This is a genomic window from Actinoplanes rectilineatus, assembly GCF_000962825.1.
Taxonomy (GTDB): Bacteria; Actinomycetota; Actinomycetes; order Mycobacteriales; family Micromonosporaceae; genus Actinoplanes; species Actinoplanes rectilineatus.
On the sequence record NZ_JZKF01000076.1, the window covers coordinates 1 to 15,979 of the forward strand.

Below are 15,979 nucleotides of genomic sequence, written 5' to 3' on the forward strand. Positions count from 1 at the left end.
ACCACACCCACAACAGCGTGGTGATTTCGGGCGTCCAGCGCGCCCGTATTCACCACACCACCAGGGGTGTGGTGAATTGGGGCGTCCAGCGCGCCCGTATTCACCACACCGCCACGGGTGTGGTGAATTGGGGCGTCGAGCGCGCCCGAAATCACCACGCGGACGGGCTTCGCACCCTGACCACGAAACGGGTCTAGGTGGTCGTCGTTGTCCATGGCCCGACACGGTGGCAACGGCGTATGACACTCCCGGCGGGAGGGAAGCCGCCGCCGGATGAGCCGGTCCTGCTCGGAGCAGGACCCTGCAACGGACGGTGGACGTCCCGTTCCCGGCTGTTCCGCCGCGATGGAAAGATGGATTCCTGTACCCGCCGGGCGGGTGAATGCGGGCTGTTCTTCCCGCCGGGTCCCGGCGGTGCAGGACATCGGGGCGTTCGCCGGTGGCCGGGTCGTTGAAGCAGATATCGGAACAACCTGACGAATCACGGAAATGCCAGCTCAGGGCGGGTTCGGTGAGGCGTGATCAATATCCTGGTGGAAAAGTGATACGAGGTGGCCGCGATTTTGCTCGCATCTCTCGGCATCCAATTCAATGTTGACGTGATCGGTATTCGTGCATATGGTCTGATCCGGTTTCGGAAATGGCGGAAGCGTGGCGGTCACGGCAATTCCGTCGCCGCCGGCAGGTCGAGGAGTCCACGCGTTGAATCGTCAGTTGTCGGCCGGCGTGCTCGCCGTCCTTGCGGGAGCTGTTCTCGTCGTTGCGGGAGTCGGCCTGGTTCCCCGGGTCGCCGCGACGGTCAGTGCGGTGGCGGGCGAGGAGCCGTACACCCCCTCGCCCGGCGGCAGCGGGCGAGTCCCGGTGCCGCCGGCGACGCCGTCGGCCTCCGGGCTCGCGTCGACCGCGTCAGCCGTCCCGTCGAGCAGGGCGAGCGCGCCGGTGGCGGCGAGCGTGTCCGCCGCCGCCGTGCCGGTGCCGTCGTCGGCGTCGTCCTGTGGCGGCGGAGCCCAGGACGCCACGGTGGTCCGCTCCGGTGACACGTGGACCGCCAGCCGAGCCGGCCGGACGGTGTACACCGGTGCGGACACCCGCAGCGCCATTCAAGCCGGTATCGACAGTCTGACGCCGGGCCGGACCGTCAAGGAGCGGGTGGTGGTCCGGGGCTCCGGATCGGTGTCCGCCGCGGCGCGGATCAAACTGCACAGCTACACCACCATCGACGTGTGCGGCACGATCGACGTCGTCGGCGCGGGTGCGACGGACATGGCGCCCGTCTTCGCCCGTGACGTCACCGACATCGAGGTCCAGCATCTCAAGGTCACCGGCACACCGATGTACGGCATCTTCCTGCGCGACGTGACCAACGTGAAGCTCGGCCGGATCGACATGCGGCTCTCGGGCGGGCTCGGTGTCCGCATCGACAACGGCAGCACCGGCCCGTTCAGCAAGAACATCGTCATCGACGACGTGTACGTCTCCGGTGCCGGCTCGCATGCCGTGGAGACCGCCGGGGTGGACGGTCTGACGATCGGCACGGTGACCGCCCGCGACGTCGGCGAGGCCGGTCTGCTGCTGAACACCACGATCAACGCCACCATCGGCACCGTCGACGCCGCGAACACCGGCACCGGCACCGGGTACGCCGCCTTCCGGATGGCCAACCGCAACGGCCGCGTCGGTGACGCCTACCCGTCCAACATCACCGTCGGCCTTGTCAAGGCCCGCGGCGGCGGCCGGGGTATCTTCTGCGTCTCCGAGAGCGGCGGCGCGAGGATCGGCCGCGTCGACATCGCCGGCACCGGCGGCAACGCCATCCTCCTCGAGAACTGCTACAACACCACGATCGCCACCCGGGGCGGCACCATCACCGGCGGCGGCGAGATCCGGCTGGCGTCCCGCAGCACCTTCGCTCCCAGCCGGGACCTCACGCTCGGGAAGCTGACCATCGTGGACAACCACATCACGGAAGCGCCGTGCGTCGCCGGGCTCACCATCACCGACGTCGAGGTCGACAGCCCCGCGGACATCAGGCGCTGCTGACCGAGGGCCTACCGGCCCGCGGCCAGGGCGCGCCGGTACCGTCCATCCGTTGCGTGAACGGGTCGCCCGGCCCGAGTTGCCCGGCGCGGACCGGGCGGCCGGTGAACGCGGACGCGTACAGCGCGGCGATGAACTCCACGGTGGTCCGGGTGTCGGCCAGTGTCACCGGTGGTGCGGCGCCCGCATCCAGGGCATCGAGGACCGCGGCCAGCTGGGCGAGGTGACCGTTGCCGGCGGTCGAGGGGGATCCGGCCCACGCGGCGGTGAGGTGCTCGTGGCCGGGGGCGGGGGTCACCGTCCAGTCGTCGTCGGTGTAGCCGTACAGGTGGGTGAGTTCGATCGTGGCGTGTGCGTAGTCGAATCGCAGCGCGGAGACCTGCCGGGGCGAGACCACCGAGTTGACCACCGAGGCGACGGCGCCGCCGGCGAACGTGACGATGGCCAGCGACACGTCCTCGGTGTCCGTCGGCCGGCTCTGCCGGGCCGCCACGGCGACGACCTGCTCCCACGGGCCGAGAATCGACAGCAGCAGGTCGAACTGGTGGATGCCGTGTCCCATGGTGGGGCCGCCGCCCTCGGTCTCCCAGCGTCCGCGCCACGGTACGGCGTAGTAGGCGTCGTCGCGGTACCAGTGGGTGTGGCAGGTCGCCAGCAGTGGCGCTCCGAGGTCGCCGGCGGCCGCCAGGGAACGCAGCCGCGGGGTGCCGGGCCCGAAACGCTGCTGGAAGACCGTCGCCACGTGGGCGCCGGTCCGGGCGGACGCCTCGATCAGGATGTCGAGTTCGGCCAGCGACAGCGTCGGTGGCTTCTCCAGCACGACGGTGACTCCGGCCTCGAGGCACTGCAGTGCGAGGGCCGCGTGCGTCGACGGTGGTGTGCACACGTGCACCAGGTCCACGTCGCCGGCCGCCAGCAGTGTCGCCAGGTCCGGTGCCACCGAGGGCACGGCCCATTCGTGGGCGAAGCCGTGTGCCCGGGCCGGGTCGACGTCCACGACCGCGGTGAGCTGGACCCGGTCTTCCAGGCCGTGCAGGGCCGCGGCGTGGGCGTTGGCGATCGACCCGGTGCCGACGATGGCCGCCCGGCGGACGGTGTGGGTCATGACGTCCTCGTTCCTTCTCGGTGTGGTGGGGTCAGCCGGCCGTGTGCACCCGGAGCCGGGCGTGGAGTTCCGTCGTCCGGGGTGACAGGCGATCCGCCGGCAGTGGTGCGGGGCCGCACGCGGCGCTGCCGATGCCGTCGAGTGCGATGTCGAGCGTGAAGACCGTTTCCGGGCCGGGGCTGAGTTCGTGGTGGTGCCGTGCCGCTGTCAGGTCCTCCGGCGTCCACGGCCGTGCGGTGAACCCGAGCTCCGATTCGGCGACCACGTCGAGACGGTGGTGGCCGTTCGTGGTGGTGAGGTGGCGCAGGCCGCCTCGCGCGCCGTTCTCCTGCGGCACCACGTACGGCGTCTGGAGTTCGGTGACGGGCGCGGACCAACGGCCCAGCCGGGTCGCCGAGTAGGTGTCGGGGTACCGCTCGCCGGGGCCGTAGCCGTACCAGGTCACGTGGTCGTAGGTGGCCGGGACCGCGAAGCGGAGTCCGATCCGGGGCCAGGTCGACGGCCAGGCGCCGTACGGGGTCGCGGTGAGCGACAGCCGCACCTCGCCGGGGTCTCCGGTGAGTGACCAGAGCGCGTCGACGTGGACGCCGAAGCTGCGTGCGAGCGGCGCCACCCGGGTGAGGGCCCGGATCTGGCCGGTCGTCTCCGTGACGGCGAGGACGGTGTGGTCCAGGGCGTGGAGGTTCGCGCGCCGCCAGCGGGCCGCCGCGGAGCCGTCCTGGCCGGTCTGGAGGTCGTTGCTGGTCGGCGCCCGCCACAGGTCGAGGCGGGGCGGGGAGGTGAACGTGACGCCGCCGAGACGGGTGAGTGCGCCGGACCCGGTGTCGAAGGAGGCCGGCCCGAGCCGGATCGACGCGGCCCGTACGGCGTCGACGGCGACCGCCCCGGGCCGGGGTGTCGGGACCGGAGCGGGTACCGGCCGGTGCCCGGCGGCCTGGCCGAAGGCGATCTCGTGACCCGCGTCCGCCCACCGGCTGCCGGACCGGGTGACCGCGGTGACGGTGACGACGCGTTCGCCGTCGCCCGGTGGTGTCGCGGGGACCGGGACGGTCACGGCCGTCCCGGCCGGCAACCGGGGGACGTCGAGAGTGCCGGAGGCGGCTGTCATCCCGTCGAAGGCGACCGTCCACCGGAACTCGGTGTCGTCGAGGGTGGCGAAGTCGCGCAGGTTACGGATGTGGACGGTGTCGCCGCCGGGTTCGACGGTGATGCGGATCGGGGCGAAGACGGCCTTGAACTCGAGCAGCCCGGGTGAGGGGTTTCCGTCGGGGAACACCAGACCGTCGATCGAGAAGGTGCCGTCGTGTACGGGCTCCCCGAAGTCGCCGCCGTAGGTGTACCCGATCCGCCCGTCCGGTAGTGGCCGCGCCAGGCCCTGATCACGCCACTCCCAGACGAACCCGCCCTGGCAACGGTCGTACTTCTCGAACAGGGCCCGATAGTCGAGCAGGCCGCCGGGACCGTTGCCCATGGCGTGTCCGAACTCGGTGAGCAGGTACGGCAGGCGGCGCCGGGCGATGTCCTGGAGGGTGTCGACGGTGGACGCGGGATCGATGCGGTCCAGGCGCCGGCCGATCTCGTCCATCCGTGCGAACGGGGTGTACATCTCGCCGAACACGTCGACGTACTCGCAGGCCACGTCGTCCGCGTAGTGGATCGGCCGGGTGTCGTCGCGGTGCCGGGCCCAGGCGGCCATCGCGGCGAAGTTCTCCCCGGTGCCGGCTTCGTTGCCCAGCGACCAGAGGATGATGCTCGGGTGGTTCTTGTCGCGTTCGACCATGCGCCGCATCCGGTCGAGATAGGCCGGTTTCCAGGACGCGTCGTCTGACGGGTTCGACTTCCAGGGGGCGGTCCACGCGCCGTGTTCCTCGTCCTGGTGCAGGAACCCGTGTGTCTCGATGTCGCATTCGTCGACGACCCACAGTCCGTACTCGTCGCACAGGTCGAGCAGGCGCGGCGACGGCGGGTAGTGACTGGTCCGGACCGCGTTGACGTTGTGCCGTTTCATCGTGCGGATGTTCGCCTCGAGGTCGGCGGGGGTCACCGCACGTCCGCGTTCCGGGTGGAATTCGTGGTGGTTGACACCGCGCAGTTGTACGGCCCGGTCGTTGACCAGCAGGTTGCCGTCACGGACCTCGACCCGGCGGAAGCCCACCCGCAGCGTCCGTGTCTCCGCGGCGGTGGAGACCGTCACGGTGTACAGGCGGGGGGTCTCGGCGGTCCAGGGTTCGGCCCCGGGCAGGTCGATGGTCTCGCCGCTGCTTCGTCCGGTGATGCCGAGTTCGGGGGAGTCGATGCGGGCCGGCTCGGTCGCCTCGATCCGCAGTGTCGCGGTGCCGGTGTCGGCGTCGAAGTCGGCGCGGACGAAGAGGTCGCCGATCTCGCCGTCCGGGCGTTCGAGCAGGGACACGCCCCGGAAGATTCCGGGGAGCCACCACATGTCCTGGTCCTCGAGGTAGCTGTGTGCCGACCACTGGTGGACGCGGATCTCGAGCAGGTTGGTGCCGGGCACGAGGTGGTCGGTGACGTCGAAGTCCTGTTCCAGCCGGCTTCCGCGGGTGACGCCGACCAGGACGCCGTTCACCCGGATCCGCCCGATCGACTCGATGCCCTCGCAGCGCAGGACCCATCGCCGGCCTTCGACCGGCTTGTCCCAGGTGAATGCGCGCCGGTAGTCACCGGTCGGATTGTCGGAGGGCACCCGGGGCGGGTCGACCGGGAAGGGGTAGTCGGCGTTGGTGTACCAGGGGTCGCCGAAGCCCTGCAACGGCCAGTGCCCCGGCACCTGGATGTCCTTCCAGCCGTCGGTGCCGGGTGCCAGGTCGTGCCGTTCCGCCGCGACGGCGGACCGGGAGAGACGGAACTGCCATGTCCCGTCGAGGTCGACACGGTCGGCGTCGGTGACCGGTGTGGAGGCGCGCGGGGGCAGGGTGCCGTCCGGGGGTGTGATGGCGGTGATGTAGTCGAGGTCGCTGCCCGTCGTGGGGGAGATCTCCTGCATGCTGTTCCCTGTGTAGCGGGGGCCGTGACCGGTCACGGCCGGGGGAGGTGGAGTTCGGTCCGGCCGGTGGTCCACCGGCCGGGAAGGGGTGCGGGTCAGGCGGATTCACGCCAGACGACGACAGGGGTGACGGCCCTGGTGAGAGATCCGTCCGGCACCGGGCCGCCGGCGAAGAGCTGCGCGAGGATCTCCGCGGCCTCACCGGCGACGGCTGCGGATTCCAGCGACAGGCTCGTCAGCCGCGGGCTCACCGCCTCGCCGAGCGAGAGCCCGTCGATGCCGACGATGCGGATCGTGTCCGGGACCGCGATGCCCAGCGTGTGCGCGCCCTGCACCGCGCCCATCGCCATCAGGTCGTTGAAAGCCAGGACCGTGTCGATCCGCGGGTCCCGCTCGAGCAGGTTCCGGATGCCGTCGGCGCCACCGGCGATCGACTGCGTCTCGGTGACGACGGTGCACGGTTCGCCGACCGCATCCTCGAAGAAGCGGCGGCGGGGTGCGAGGCCGTGGGGCTCGGGCGCCGCCGCATCGATCATCGCGAACCGCCGAGAACCCTTGGCCCGCAGGGCGGAGACCATGTCGGCGATGCCCCGCTCCCAGTCGAGTTCGACGGAGTGGATGCCCGCTGTCGTCGCGCGATGTTCGAGACGGATGATCGGCATGCCCCGGAACGTCGCCGCGATCTCGTCCTCGGCCTGATCGATGTAACCGACGATGGCATCGACCTGTGCGGCCATCGCACCGATCACCTCGGCTTCGCCCCGTTCCGAGGTGCCGACGACGAGTTGCCAGTCCCGGCGCTGCAGCTCGTTGACGAACGCGTCGGCGAGCTGGGCGTAGTACGGGTTCCGGAACGTTCCTATGATCAGGCCGACCGAGAGGGTGCGCTGGCGGGAGAGTTCGATCGCGAACCGGTTCGGCCGGTAGCCGAGTTCCTCCACCGTCTTCATGACACGTTCCCGTGTCTCCCGGCTGATGTCGGCCATGTCGTTGATGGCCCGGGTGACCGTCTGCCGCGACACCCCCGCGGCGTGGGCGACATCCCGGATCGTCACCCGGCGAGACTGCATGCGGACTCCTTCGGTCAAGGGATACGTGTCGAAACCAGGGACCATCCTCAGGTAACCATGCCGGGTCCGCGGTCCCGGCCCGCGAGGTCCACGGCGACGGCGCCGAACGCCAGCAACCCCGGCAGCAGCAGGGCCGTGATCGGCACCGCCACGGCCACGACGATCGCCATGACCGTCGCGAGCAGCAACAGCAAGCTCTCCCGGACGCCGTGCAGCAGGTCGGTGGCCGCGGCCCGGGCCACCTGCGGCCAGCGCCGGCCAGGCCGCCATCGGGCCGCGGCCCGCAGGCCGAACGGCACCGCGGCGGCACCGGCCAGCACGGTGATCGTGGCGAGCACGGGGGCGCCGGGGACACCCGATCCGACCGCGACCGCGTCCGCCACCAGCACGAGCAGCACCAGGGGCGGCACGATCAGCACGAGTGGCCCGCTTCGCAGGACCTCGGCCAGGCACCTCACATATGTGCCCGGACCGGCCGGGCGCTCTTCACGGAGCATCGTGCACGCCGCGGTGAAGGCCGCGAACGCGCTCACCACCGGGAGCGAGAAGAGGGCGGTGAACATGCCGACCAGCAGACACTCGGAGAATCTTGCGAACCGGTCGCTCATCCCTTCATCCCCGTGGTCGTGACGCCCTGCACCAGCAGGCGCTGGAACGCCACGAAGAACAGGGCGATCGGCAGCAGGGTGAGCACCGACATCGCCATCATCGCACCGTACGAACTCTCGCCGGTCTGGTCGATGAAGAGGCGCAGCGCCAGTGGCATGGTGTAGGTCTCGGGGCTGTTGAGGTAGATCAGCTGGCTCAGGAAGTCGTTCCAGGACCAGATGAAGGTGAAGATGGCGGTGGTGACGAGCGCGGGTTTGCTCAGCGGAAGTACCACGTACCGGAACGCGCGCAGTGGTCCGCAGCCGTCGATGCGGGCGGCGTCGCCGAGTTCGCTGGGCAATCCGCGCATGAACTGCACGATCATGAAGATGAAGAACGCATCGGTGGCCAGCAGCTTGGGCAGTACCAGCGGCCAGATGGTGTCGATCATGCCGAGGTTCTGGAAGATCGTGTACTGGGGGATGAGCAGCACGTGGACCGGCAGCATGATCGTGCCGATCATGAAGGCGAACATCGGGCCGCGCAGCCGGAACCGCATCCAGGCGAAGGCGTACGCGGCCAGCGAGCACGACACGACGTTGCCGACGACCGCGCCGGCGGAGATGAGCAGCGAGTTGACGGCGAATCGCCAGACGCCGACCCCGGCGACGCCGGCGAACACCTCGGTGTAGTTGCTCAGCACGATGCGGCTCGGCCACAGGCTCGCACCGGACAGGATCTCGGACGCCGGTTTGAAGGACGACGAGATCAGCCAGGCGACCGGGTAGAGCAGTGCGCAGATCGCAGCGATCATGGCGAGGTGGAGGAGGACCTTGCGGACCCTGCGGCTGACCGGGACGGCGGCCGTGACAGTGGTCATCGCGCATCCTCTCCCGCGTAGTAGACCCACCGGCGTGATGTCCCGAACAGTGCCGCCGTGACGACGGCGATCACCAGGAGCAGCACCCAGGCCATCGCTGAGGCGTAGCCCATCCGGAAGTTCGAGAAGGCGTTGTCGTACAGGTACAGGGTGTAGAAGAGGGTGGTGTCGCTGGGCCCGCCACGTCCGCCGCTGACCACGAACGCGCCGGTGAACGACTGGAAGGCGTGGATCATCTCCAGAACCAGGTTGAAGAAGACGACCGGCGACAGCATCGGCAGGGTGACCGAGCGGAAGGTCCGCCACGGGCTCGCCCCGTCGACGGCGGAGGCGTCGTAGAGTTCCTGCGGGATCTGCTTGAGGCCGGCCAGGAAGATGACCATCGGTGCGCCGAACTGCCAGACCGCGAGTGCCACGATGACCAGCAGCGCGTACCGGGGTGAGGCGACCCAGCCGCCGGTGTGGATGCCGACCGCGGACAGTCCCTTGTCGACGATGCCCTGGTTGTCGAAGATCAGGCGCCAGACGATGGCGATGGCGGCGCTGGCGCCCAGCAGGGACGGCGCATAGAACGCGGAGCGGTAGAACGCGGAACCCCGGGTCACCCGGTTCAGCAGGATGGCGACGCCGAGGGCGGCGATCAGTTTGAGCGGTGTGGAGATCAGCACGTACCGCAGGGTGACGCCGACCGAGGTGAGGAAGCGGGGATCGTCGTCGAACAGCCGTCGATAGTTGGCCAGGCCGACCCACTGCGGCGAGGTGAACAGGTCGTAGTCGGTGAACGAGAGGTAGAGCGAGGCGAGCATCGGGCCGATCGTCAGCACCAGCGCTCCGGCGATCCATGGGGACAGGAACAGGTAGGCCAGGCCCGGCCGTTCGCCGTACCGGTGTCGCCGGCGCCGGTGTCCCGGGTCGGTGGGCGGTTCGCTGGCGGCGGCCGGCCTCGCCAGGGTTTGTTGTGTCATGTCAGAGGTCTCCCGGATGGTGGGGCCGCGCCGGGCGCGGCCCCGGATGCCGACGTCAGGACGCGATCGCCCGTTCCGCCTCGCTGATGAACTTGGCCGCGCTGGCCTCGATCGTGGCGCGTTCGAAGATGACGTCGTCGTACACCCGCTGGAAGGCGACCTTGGCCTCGCCGGCGCCCTTCGGCGGAGGCGGGGGAGCCGCGTCGAGCCCGGCGATGACCTTCTGCTCGTATTCGTAGGCGGCTTGCGGCGGCCCCTGCAGGGTGGCACCGACCAGCTTGCGCACCTGCTCGTCGGCGGGCAGGCCACGGGACATCCCCAGGGCGGTGCCGGCGCCGGTGTCGTGGATCAGGAAGTCGACCAGTTTGGCCGCCGCCTGTTTGTGCTGCGAGCGCTGGGCGACGCTGAGCATCATGGCGGGTTTGGCGTACTGGCCGCGCTTGCCGGTGCCGGTGGGGAAGGACGCGGCGGTGAGTTCCCGGCCGTACTGCTCCCAGAGCTTCGGTGTGAAGCCGCTGTCGTAGCCGAACGTCGCCGAGGACAGCTTCTGCGCGACCGGGTCGTTCTCCTGTGTACCGTCGATCTTCGTGGTGGTCTCCGCCGGTGTGACGGCGCCGGTGCGCCGCCAGGAGTCGCTCATCTGCCACCAGGCGGTGACGTCCGCAGCCGTGTAGCCGAGCCGGCCGTCCTCGGTGTAGAGCTGCTTGCCCTGCTGGCGCAGCCACACCTCGAACCAGTCCAGGACGCCGCCGAAGTCGTTGAGCCCGTGCACCTTCGCGCCGGTGCCGTCGGTGACCGCCTGGGCTGCTGCCCGCAGGTCGTCCCAGGTCCAGGTGTCGGCCGGCGTGGTGGCGCCCGCCTGCTTCCACTGCGCGGCGTCGTAGCTGAACATCTGCGTGTTCTGCGCGATCGGGATGGCGAACAGTTTGTCGCCGACGGATCCTCCGGTGAGCAGTTGCCGACTCAGGCCCGAGGTCTGTACCTGTGCTTCGCCGCTGTCCAGTTGCGCGAGCACCCCGCGGTCGCCGTACTCGCGGACGTAGCTGTAGTCCATCTGGAGCACGTCGGGGGCGCTGCCGCCGGCGATCTGTGTCGCCAGCTTCTGGAAGTATCCGCCGAAGTCGGAGAAGGAGGACTCCACGGTGATCGCCGGGTTGGCCTGCTCGAAGAGGGCTATCGCGTCGTTGGTGGCCTGGGCGCGTTCGGTCGAGCCCCAGTAGTCGAACCGGATGGTCACCCGGCCGTCCTCGCCGTCCCCGCCACCACCGCAGCCGGCGGCGAGGAGTGCGCCGATCACCGTGACGGCGAGAACGCGTGGAACTCGATACGGATGTTTCCGGAGCCGCATATCTGTCTCCTTCAAAGCTGGTGAGCGCTGGAAGGTTCAGGCCGTGACCGGTCACGGTCCCTGCACCGTGACCGGTCACGGAATAAGCCGACGAGGGCGTGACCGTTACTGATGGATTGACTGAGAGGGAAGGCGAAGAAGCTGAGGAGAATGCGTCAATGAAACGTTCAAATGTCCCCGCAGGTCGGAGCGTAACGCCGCCGAAACAGTCGTGTCAAGAAGGTGTCCGCGGTTGATGAATGCGGCAGTACGGGGCCTGGCTGCGGCAACTCCGCCCGGGTGGTGGCGGGGGAGCGAGCCCGGCCGCCGGCGGCGACGGAGCGCGCCGCGGATGTGCGGTCATGGATTGACGCGCATGACACCCGGGGGTAGCGTCCCGGCAATCAGGTAAGCGCTTACCCGCACGTCGCCGGCTCCCTGCCCGGTGGCGGGGCCGCGCGGATCCCCGTCGGCGACCGTGACCGGCCCGCCGTTCAGAACGTTTTGCGCCGTGATTCCCGAAGCGGATGTCTTCGGGTGCCACTCGTCCTGAATCGGCACCACGAAAACCTGTGAAACGCGCTCCGGGAAACTTCTGTGCCGCCCGGTGGCAATTCGCCGTGCAGTGCTGAGAACCGGAGAATCTCGACCACGGAATCCGCCGTAACCGGGCGTCCGTGGCAATGGTGTCTGCCGAAGAATCGATTCCATCGAACAGGGAGAAGCTATGTCCCGACCTGTCTCACGGCGCACTGTCCTCGGCCTTGCCGGGGGCGTGGCGGGAGCCGCCGTCCTGGCTCCGGCCCTCGCCACGCCCGCGACCGCCGATGCCGGATCCGACGTCACCCTCACCGACAACGGCACGACCGTGACCCTGGCCAACGGCATCATCGAATTCACCGTCGTCAAAGCAACGGCGGAACTCGTCAAGCTCCGGCTGATCGGCAGCACGCAGGGCAACGAGAACATCGACCTGCTGCCCGGCGGACGCAGTCACGGATACACGACCTTCAACATCGGCACCGCGCCCGCGAGCGGCATGAAGGGCGCGACCTTCAGCGTGACCGCGCGGACGACCGACCGCATCGAGATCTCCCTGCTGTCGGACGACGCCACCCTGCTGCCCTTCCGCCTCGACATCCGCTTCGCGCTCGAACGCGGCGCGTCCGGGCTGTACTCCTACTGGCTGGCCGGATACCCCGACGGCATGCCCGACGGCCTCGCACTCGGACAGCTCCGGTACGCCTTCTCCACCGGCGCCGACCCGTCCTTCCGCTGGTTCGTCGTCGACGACGCACGTGGTGTCCAGCAACGGCCGAGCATCGCCGACCTGCAGAACGCGGTGACCCTGCAGGACTCGACCGTCGTGCTGCCCGACGGCCGGATCTGGAGCAAGTACCAGAACAGCTCGGACCTCGAAGGCGACAACAACGTCTTCCTGATGTCCAACGGCACCATCGGGCTCTCCCTCGTCCAGGCGAGCAAGGAGAGCTTCGGCGGGCCGACCCGCCAGGAACTCACCGTCCACGACTACTACGACGGCATGATCCTGCTCTGGCATCCGCTGACCGGCCACTACGGCATGCCGGACGTACGGCCCGAAAAAGGGTGGAGCAAGGTCTACGGGCCCTTCTACCTCCACGTCGGCGAAGCCGCGGTGGGCGACGAGGCCGGCAACGTCGCGGCGCTCTGGCAGGACGCCAAACAGGTCGCGGCCCGCGAAGTGGCGCGCTGGCCCTATCAATGGGTCACCGATCCGGGTTACGCCGCCACGCAACGGTCCGCCGTCAGCGGCCGGCTCGCGATCACCGGACATCCCGTCGTCCGCGACGGCTGGGCGGTGCTCTACCGGCCGGGCCCGGACCGGGACTGGCGCGGCACCGTCCTCGACGGCACCAACTGGCAGTATCTCGGCCTCGACTACCACTACTTCGCCCGGATCGACCCCGCCGGCACCTTCACGATCCCCGCCGTGAGACCCGGCACCTACACCCTCGCCGCGTTCGCCGGAGGCGCGCTCGGGGAGTACCGCCGGACCGGGATCACCGTGCCCGCCGGTACCCGGGTCGACACCGGCCGACACTCGTGGAAGCCGGTCAGCCACGGAACGACCCTCTGGCAGATCGGCACACCCGACCGGACCGCCAAGGAGTTCCACATCCCCGGCGGCGCCGACGGGTACCGCAGCACCCTGGCCTGGCTCGAATATCCCTACGATTTCCCGGACGGTGTCGATTTCACCGTCGGTGTCGACGACCCGGCCGAGAAATGGAACTACTTCCACCCCGTCCTGGCCACACCCGGCACGGCCGCCCAGTTGCAGTGGCGGGGCACCACCCCCGACGACACGCTCACCGAGTGGACCATCCGTTTCGCCGCGCGCCGATACCGGGCCGGCACCGGGCACGTGGACATCGCGGTGGCCGGGGCCGTCTTCGCCACCCTCGCCGTGACACTCAACGGCACCCGCATCGCCAACCTCGACCCGCTCCCCGGTGTGCCCGGTGACAACAGCTCCTACCGCCAGGTCGCACGATCCATGTACCGGCTGCTGCCGACCATCGCCTTCCCCGCCACACTGCTGCGGGCGGGCGACAACGTCCTGACCCTCGCCCCGCTACGCCCCGGCGAGATCACCGACGGTTTGGACGACTGGATGGAGCCGATGTCCGGCATCATGTACGACACCATCCGGCTGCAGGTCGACCACCGATGACGCGGTCGCGGTGACGACGGGCGCCACCCCGGTGCCGGTGTCGTCCCCCAGGGTTCCGGCCGGCACCGCGCCCGGTGTCGTCCCCCAGGGTTCCGGCCGGCACCGCGCCCGGGGTCGTCCCACCGCGGTTCCGGTCGGCGCTGCGGCCGGTGACCCGAGCGGGGAGGGGTCCGCCCGGCGGAGCGCGGCGATGCCGGCCGCGCCCGTCACCACGAGGTCGTCAGCGTACGCAGCGGGCGTACCCGGAAACGATCTTGCGGTAGTTGGTGTAGCCGTCGTCGTAGTTGAGGGCCCACCGCAGGCCGGTGTCAGGGGCCGCCCGGGTGGCGGTCCAGTACCAGCCGGCCTTCACCGTGCCGGGGAACGCCGTCGTGGTGATCGCGGGGGCGACCCGGGAGTCGTCGACCGTTGTCGACACCTCCTGCAGGGTCGGCAGGCGCCACCGGTGCCCGCCCAGGTCGAGGGCGGCGCAGTAGCCGGTCGCGGCGGCGGCGCTCATCTGCTCCGAGGTGGCGCGCTGCCAGACGAGGCCGGTCTCCGGGTCGGTGACCTGGCCCCCGGCGATCCGGTAGGACGGCTTGCCGGAGCCGCCCGCAGAGCGTACGCAGCGCACCCGGTAGTCCGCGGACTGGTAGGCGCCGTTGCTGGCGAGGCCCTCGTAGAAGTTGACGATCCAGGCGCGCAGCGGGGTCTTCGTCACCGCCCACGGCGTCGACGTCCAGAAGAACTGGGCGGGGGTGCCCGGGAACGCGGTGGTGTCGATCGCCGGGCCGGAGCGGCCGCTGTCGATGATCGAGCTGAGCTCGACGCGGGTGGGCAGGTGCCAGCCGCCACCGTCCAGGGCGAGATCCGCGCAGTATTCACCGGCCGCGGTGAACGTGTAGGTGCCGGGGGCCGGCTCGCGCTGCCATTCCAGGCAGGTGACCTGGTCGCGGACGGTGCCGTCCTTGAGGTTGCGGTAGCTCGCCGGGCGGTCCGGGCCGGGCATCGGCCAGCTCGCCCAGCGGCTCGCCAGTCCCGCACCGCCGCATCGCGCCGTGCCGCTGCTCGGGGCGGGACTCGCCGCGGGCACCGCCGCGGCGGAGGTGGCACGGGCCGTGCTGGGCGACGGCGTGCCGCCGACCGCCGCGGAGGCCGGGGTCGCGGGCGTGGCGGCGGACGCGACGGCGGGGGCGGCCGCGGTGGTGGCGGCCGGGGACTCGGGGCCGGCGGCGTACGCGACGACTCCGGCCGCCACCACGGCGACGGCCACCACCGACGCGGCCACCGTCTTGACCGCACCGGCCCGGCCGCCGGACACCGGGCCGCCGGCGGGAGCCGCGGACGCCGGGCCGCCGGCGGGAGCCGCGGACGCCGGAGTGCCGGCGAGAGCCGCGGACGCCGGGGTGCCGGCGAGAGCCGCGGCCGCCGTGGCCTTGCCGAGCACGGCGGTGGACAACGTGGCCGGAACCGGCACCATGGCGCAGCCGACCAGCAGCCGCTCGACGGCGATCTCGCCGCCCGGCCGCCCGGGACAGACTCGGCAGTCACGCACGTGCCGGTCGATCCGTTTGCGCCACAGCGGACTCGGCCGCGAGTCCCAGCCGCCCAGGACCGCCTGCAACCGCGGGCAGCGCGGCTCGGCGTCCAGCGCGGACACCAGCGACCGGCACCGGTCGAGCTGGGCCCGCATCCGCTGGATCCGCACGGCCGCGTACGCGACGCCGGTGTTCAGCGCCGTGGCCGTCTCCTCCCGGTTCAGTTCGCCGGCCGCCTCCTGCCACCAGAGCGCCAGCACACCGCGGTCCTCGTCGTCGAGCCAGCGTGCCGCCTCGGCGACCTGCCGGCGTTCCCCGGTCAGCCGCAGCCGCAGGATCGCCAGTTCCTCGAAGTCGGCGGCCGGGCCGGGGACCTCCGGGACCACGCTCACCCGGGCGTCCGCGTCCGCGCGCTGCCGGTGAACGCCGATCTGGTGCATGGTGATGGTGAGCACCCACGCCCGGACGCTCTGCGGCTGCCGCAGGGAGGGCAGGTCGCGGATCACCCGCAGCATCGTCTCCTGCACGACGTCGTCGACGTCCGGATGCCCGTTCAGCGCCCGGCCGATCACGTTGTAGACCAGCGGCAGCCAGACCCGGGCGAGCTCGTCCCGGGCACGCCGGTCGCCGCGCTGGGCGGCGGTGACGAGATCGTCGTACCTGCTCATCGAATCTGCCTTTGCATCCGAACATCATTTCGAGCGCACCGAGGCTAAATACGGCGGACGGCGCTGTCAACGCACGGCAGTCGCGGAGACGTCCGCATATCATTT

The 15,979-nt window shown here is 70.4% G+C and carries 12 protein-coding genes; 2 read left to right on the forward strand and 10 right to left on the reverse strand.

Features of this window, described 5'->3' with window-relative positions; translation table 11 throughout:
* Positions 1-215 (reverse strand): hypothetical protein (locus tag WH85_RS51015; protein ID WP_157411440.1); only part of this gene is annotated, 215 nt, incomplete at its 3' end.
* A 487-nt stretch (positions 216-702) separates the two neighbouring features.
* On the opposite strand from WH85_RS51015, the gene WH85_RS36260 reads away from it, so the two are divergent.
* A complete protein-coding gene (locus WH85_RS36260) occupies positions 703-2,040 on the forward strand; it encodes a hypothetical protein (protein ID WP_157411441.1) in 1,338 nt (445 codons plus the stop codon).
* Here the strand turns inward: WH85_RS36260 and WH85_RS36265 are convergent.
* The 8 genes from WH85_RS36265 to WH85_RS51860 all read right to left on the reverse strand — a co-directional run bounded on the left by WH85_RS36265 (position 2,027) and on the right by WH85_RS51860 (position 11,534).
* On the reverse strand, positions 2,027-3,142 hold the full coding sequence (locus WH85_RS36265; RefSeq protein ID WP_045746643.1) for a Gfo/Idh/MocA family protein: 1,116 nt from the start codon (positions 3,140-3,142) through the stop codon (positions 2,027-2,029). The two genes, WH85_RS36260 and WH85_RS36265, sit on opposite strands and share 14 nt — an antisense overlap.
* A gap of 31 nt (positions 3,143-3,173) precedes the next feature.
* Positions 3,174-6,143 carry a glycoside hydrolase family 2 TIM barrel-domain containing protein gene (locus tag WH85_RS36270; RefSeq protein ID WP_083449518.1) on the reverse strand — a complete coding sequence of 990 codons (2,970 nt, stop codon included), beginning with the start codon at positions 6,141-6,143 and terminating at the stop codon, positions 3,174-3,176.
* A 95-nt stretch (positions 6,144-6,238) separates the two neighbouring features.
* A complete protein-coding gene (locus WH85_RS36275; protein WP_169792531.1) occupies positions 6,239-7,213 on the reverse strand; it encodes a LacI family DNA-binding transcriptional regulator in 975 nt (324 codons plus the stop codon).
* A gap of 47 nt (positions 7,214-7,260) precedes the next feature.
* Positions 7,261-7,821: a hypothetical protein gene (locus WH85_RS51855; protein ID WP_045746645.1), complete on the reverse strand. Its 561-nt coding sequence runs from the start codon at positions 7,819-7,821 to the stop codon at positions 7,261-7,263.
* Positions 7,818-8,681, reverse strand: a complete 864-nt coding sequence (locus WH85_RS36285) for a carbohydrate ABC transporter permease (protein ID WP_045746646.1) — start codon at positions 8,679-8,681, stop codon at positions 7,818-7,820. The genes WH85_RS51855 and WH85_RS36285 overlap by 4 nt, the downstream gene beginning before the upstream one ends.
* On the reverse strand, positions 8,678-9,646 hold the full coding sequence (locus WH85_RS36290) for a carbohydrate ABC transporter permease (protein ID WP_045746647.1): 969 nt from the start codon (positions 9,644-9,646) through the stop codon (positions 8,678-8,680). The genes WH85_RS36285 and WH85_RS36290 overlap by 4 nt, the downstream gene beginning before the upstream one ends.
* 55 nt (positions 9,647-9,701) lie before the next feature.
* A complete protein-coding gene (locus WH85_RS36295) occupies positions 9,702-10,994 on the reverse strand; it encodes an ABC transporter substrate-binding protein (RefSeq protein ID WP_045746648.1) in 1,293 nt (430 codons plus the stop codon).
* Between the two features lie 339 nt (positions 10,995-11,333).
* A complete protein-coding gene (locus tag WH85_RS51860; RefSeq protein ID WP_169792532.1) occupies positions 11,334-11,534 on the reverse strand; it encodes a hypothetical protein in 201 nt (66 codons plus the stop codon).
* A gap of 166 nt (positions 11,535-11,700) precedes the next feature.
* On the opposite strand from WH85_RS51860, the gene WH85_RS36300 reads away from it, so the two are divergent.
* Positions 11,701-13,689: a polysaccharide lyase family protein gene (locus tag WH85_RS36300; protein WP_083449520.1), complete on the forward strand. Its 1,989-nt coding sequence runs from the start codon at positions 11,701-11,703 to the stop codon at positions 13,687-13,689.
* A 220-nt stretch (positions 13,690-13,909) separates the two neighbouring features.
* Here WH85_RS36300 and WH85_RS47705 read toward each other — a convergent pair whose 3' ends face one another.
* The gene (locus WH85_RS47705) at positions 13,910-15,874 is read right to left on the reverse strand and encodes an Lcl domain-containing protein (protein ID WP_052721047.1); all 1,965 of its coding nucleotides are present in this window, start codon (positions 15,872-15,874) and stop codon (positions 13,910-13,912) included.
* Positions 15,875-15,979 lie beyond the last annotated feature (105 nt).

Coding starts and splice junctions, on each gene's coding strand:
- WH85_RS36300 (WP_083449520.1), top strand. CDS start 11,701: ATGTCCCGACCTGTCTCACGGCGCACTGTCCTCGGCCTTGCCGGGGGC.
- WH85_RS36275 (WP_169792531.1), bottom strand. CDS start 7,213: ATGCAGTCTCGCCGGGTGACGATCCGGGATGTCGCCCACGCCGCGGGG.
- WH85_RS36285 (WP_045746646.1), bottom strand. CDS start 8,681: ATGACCACTGTCACGGCCGCCGTCCCGGTCAGCCGCAGGGTCCGCAAG.
- WH85_RS36270 (WP_083449518.1), bottom strand. CDS start 6,143: ATGCAGGAGATCTCCCCCACGACGGGCAGCGACCTCGACTACATCACC.
- WH85_RS36295 (WP_045746648.1), bottom strand. CDS start 10,994: ATGCGGCTCCGGAAACATCCGTATCGAGTTCCACGCGTTCTCGCCGTC.
- WH85_RS36265 (WP_045746643.1), bottom strand. CDS start 3,142: ATGACCCACACCGTCCGCCGGGCGGCCATCGTCGGCACCGGGTCGATC.
- WH85_RS51855 (WP_045746645.1), bottom strand. CDS start 7,821: ATGAGCGACCGGTTCGCAAGATTCTCCGAGTGTCTGCTGGTCGGCATG.
- WH85_RS47705 (WP_052721047.1), bottom strand. CDS start 15,874: ATGAGCAGGTACGACGATCTCGTCACCGCCGCCCAGCGCGGCGACCGG.
- WH85_RS36290 (WP_045746647.1), bottom strand. CDS start 9,646: ATGACACAACAAACCCTGGCGAGGCCGGCCGCCGCCAGCGAACCGCCC.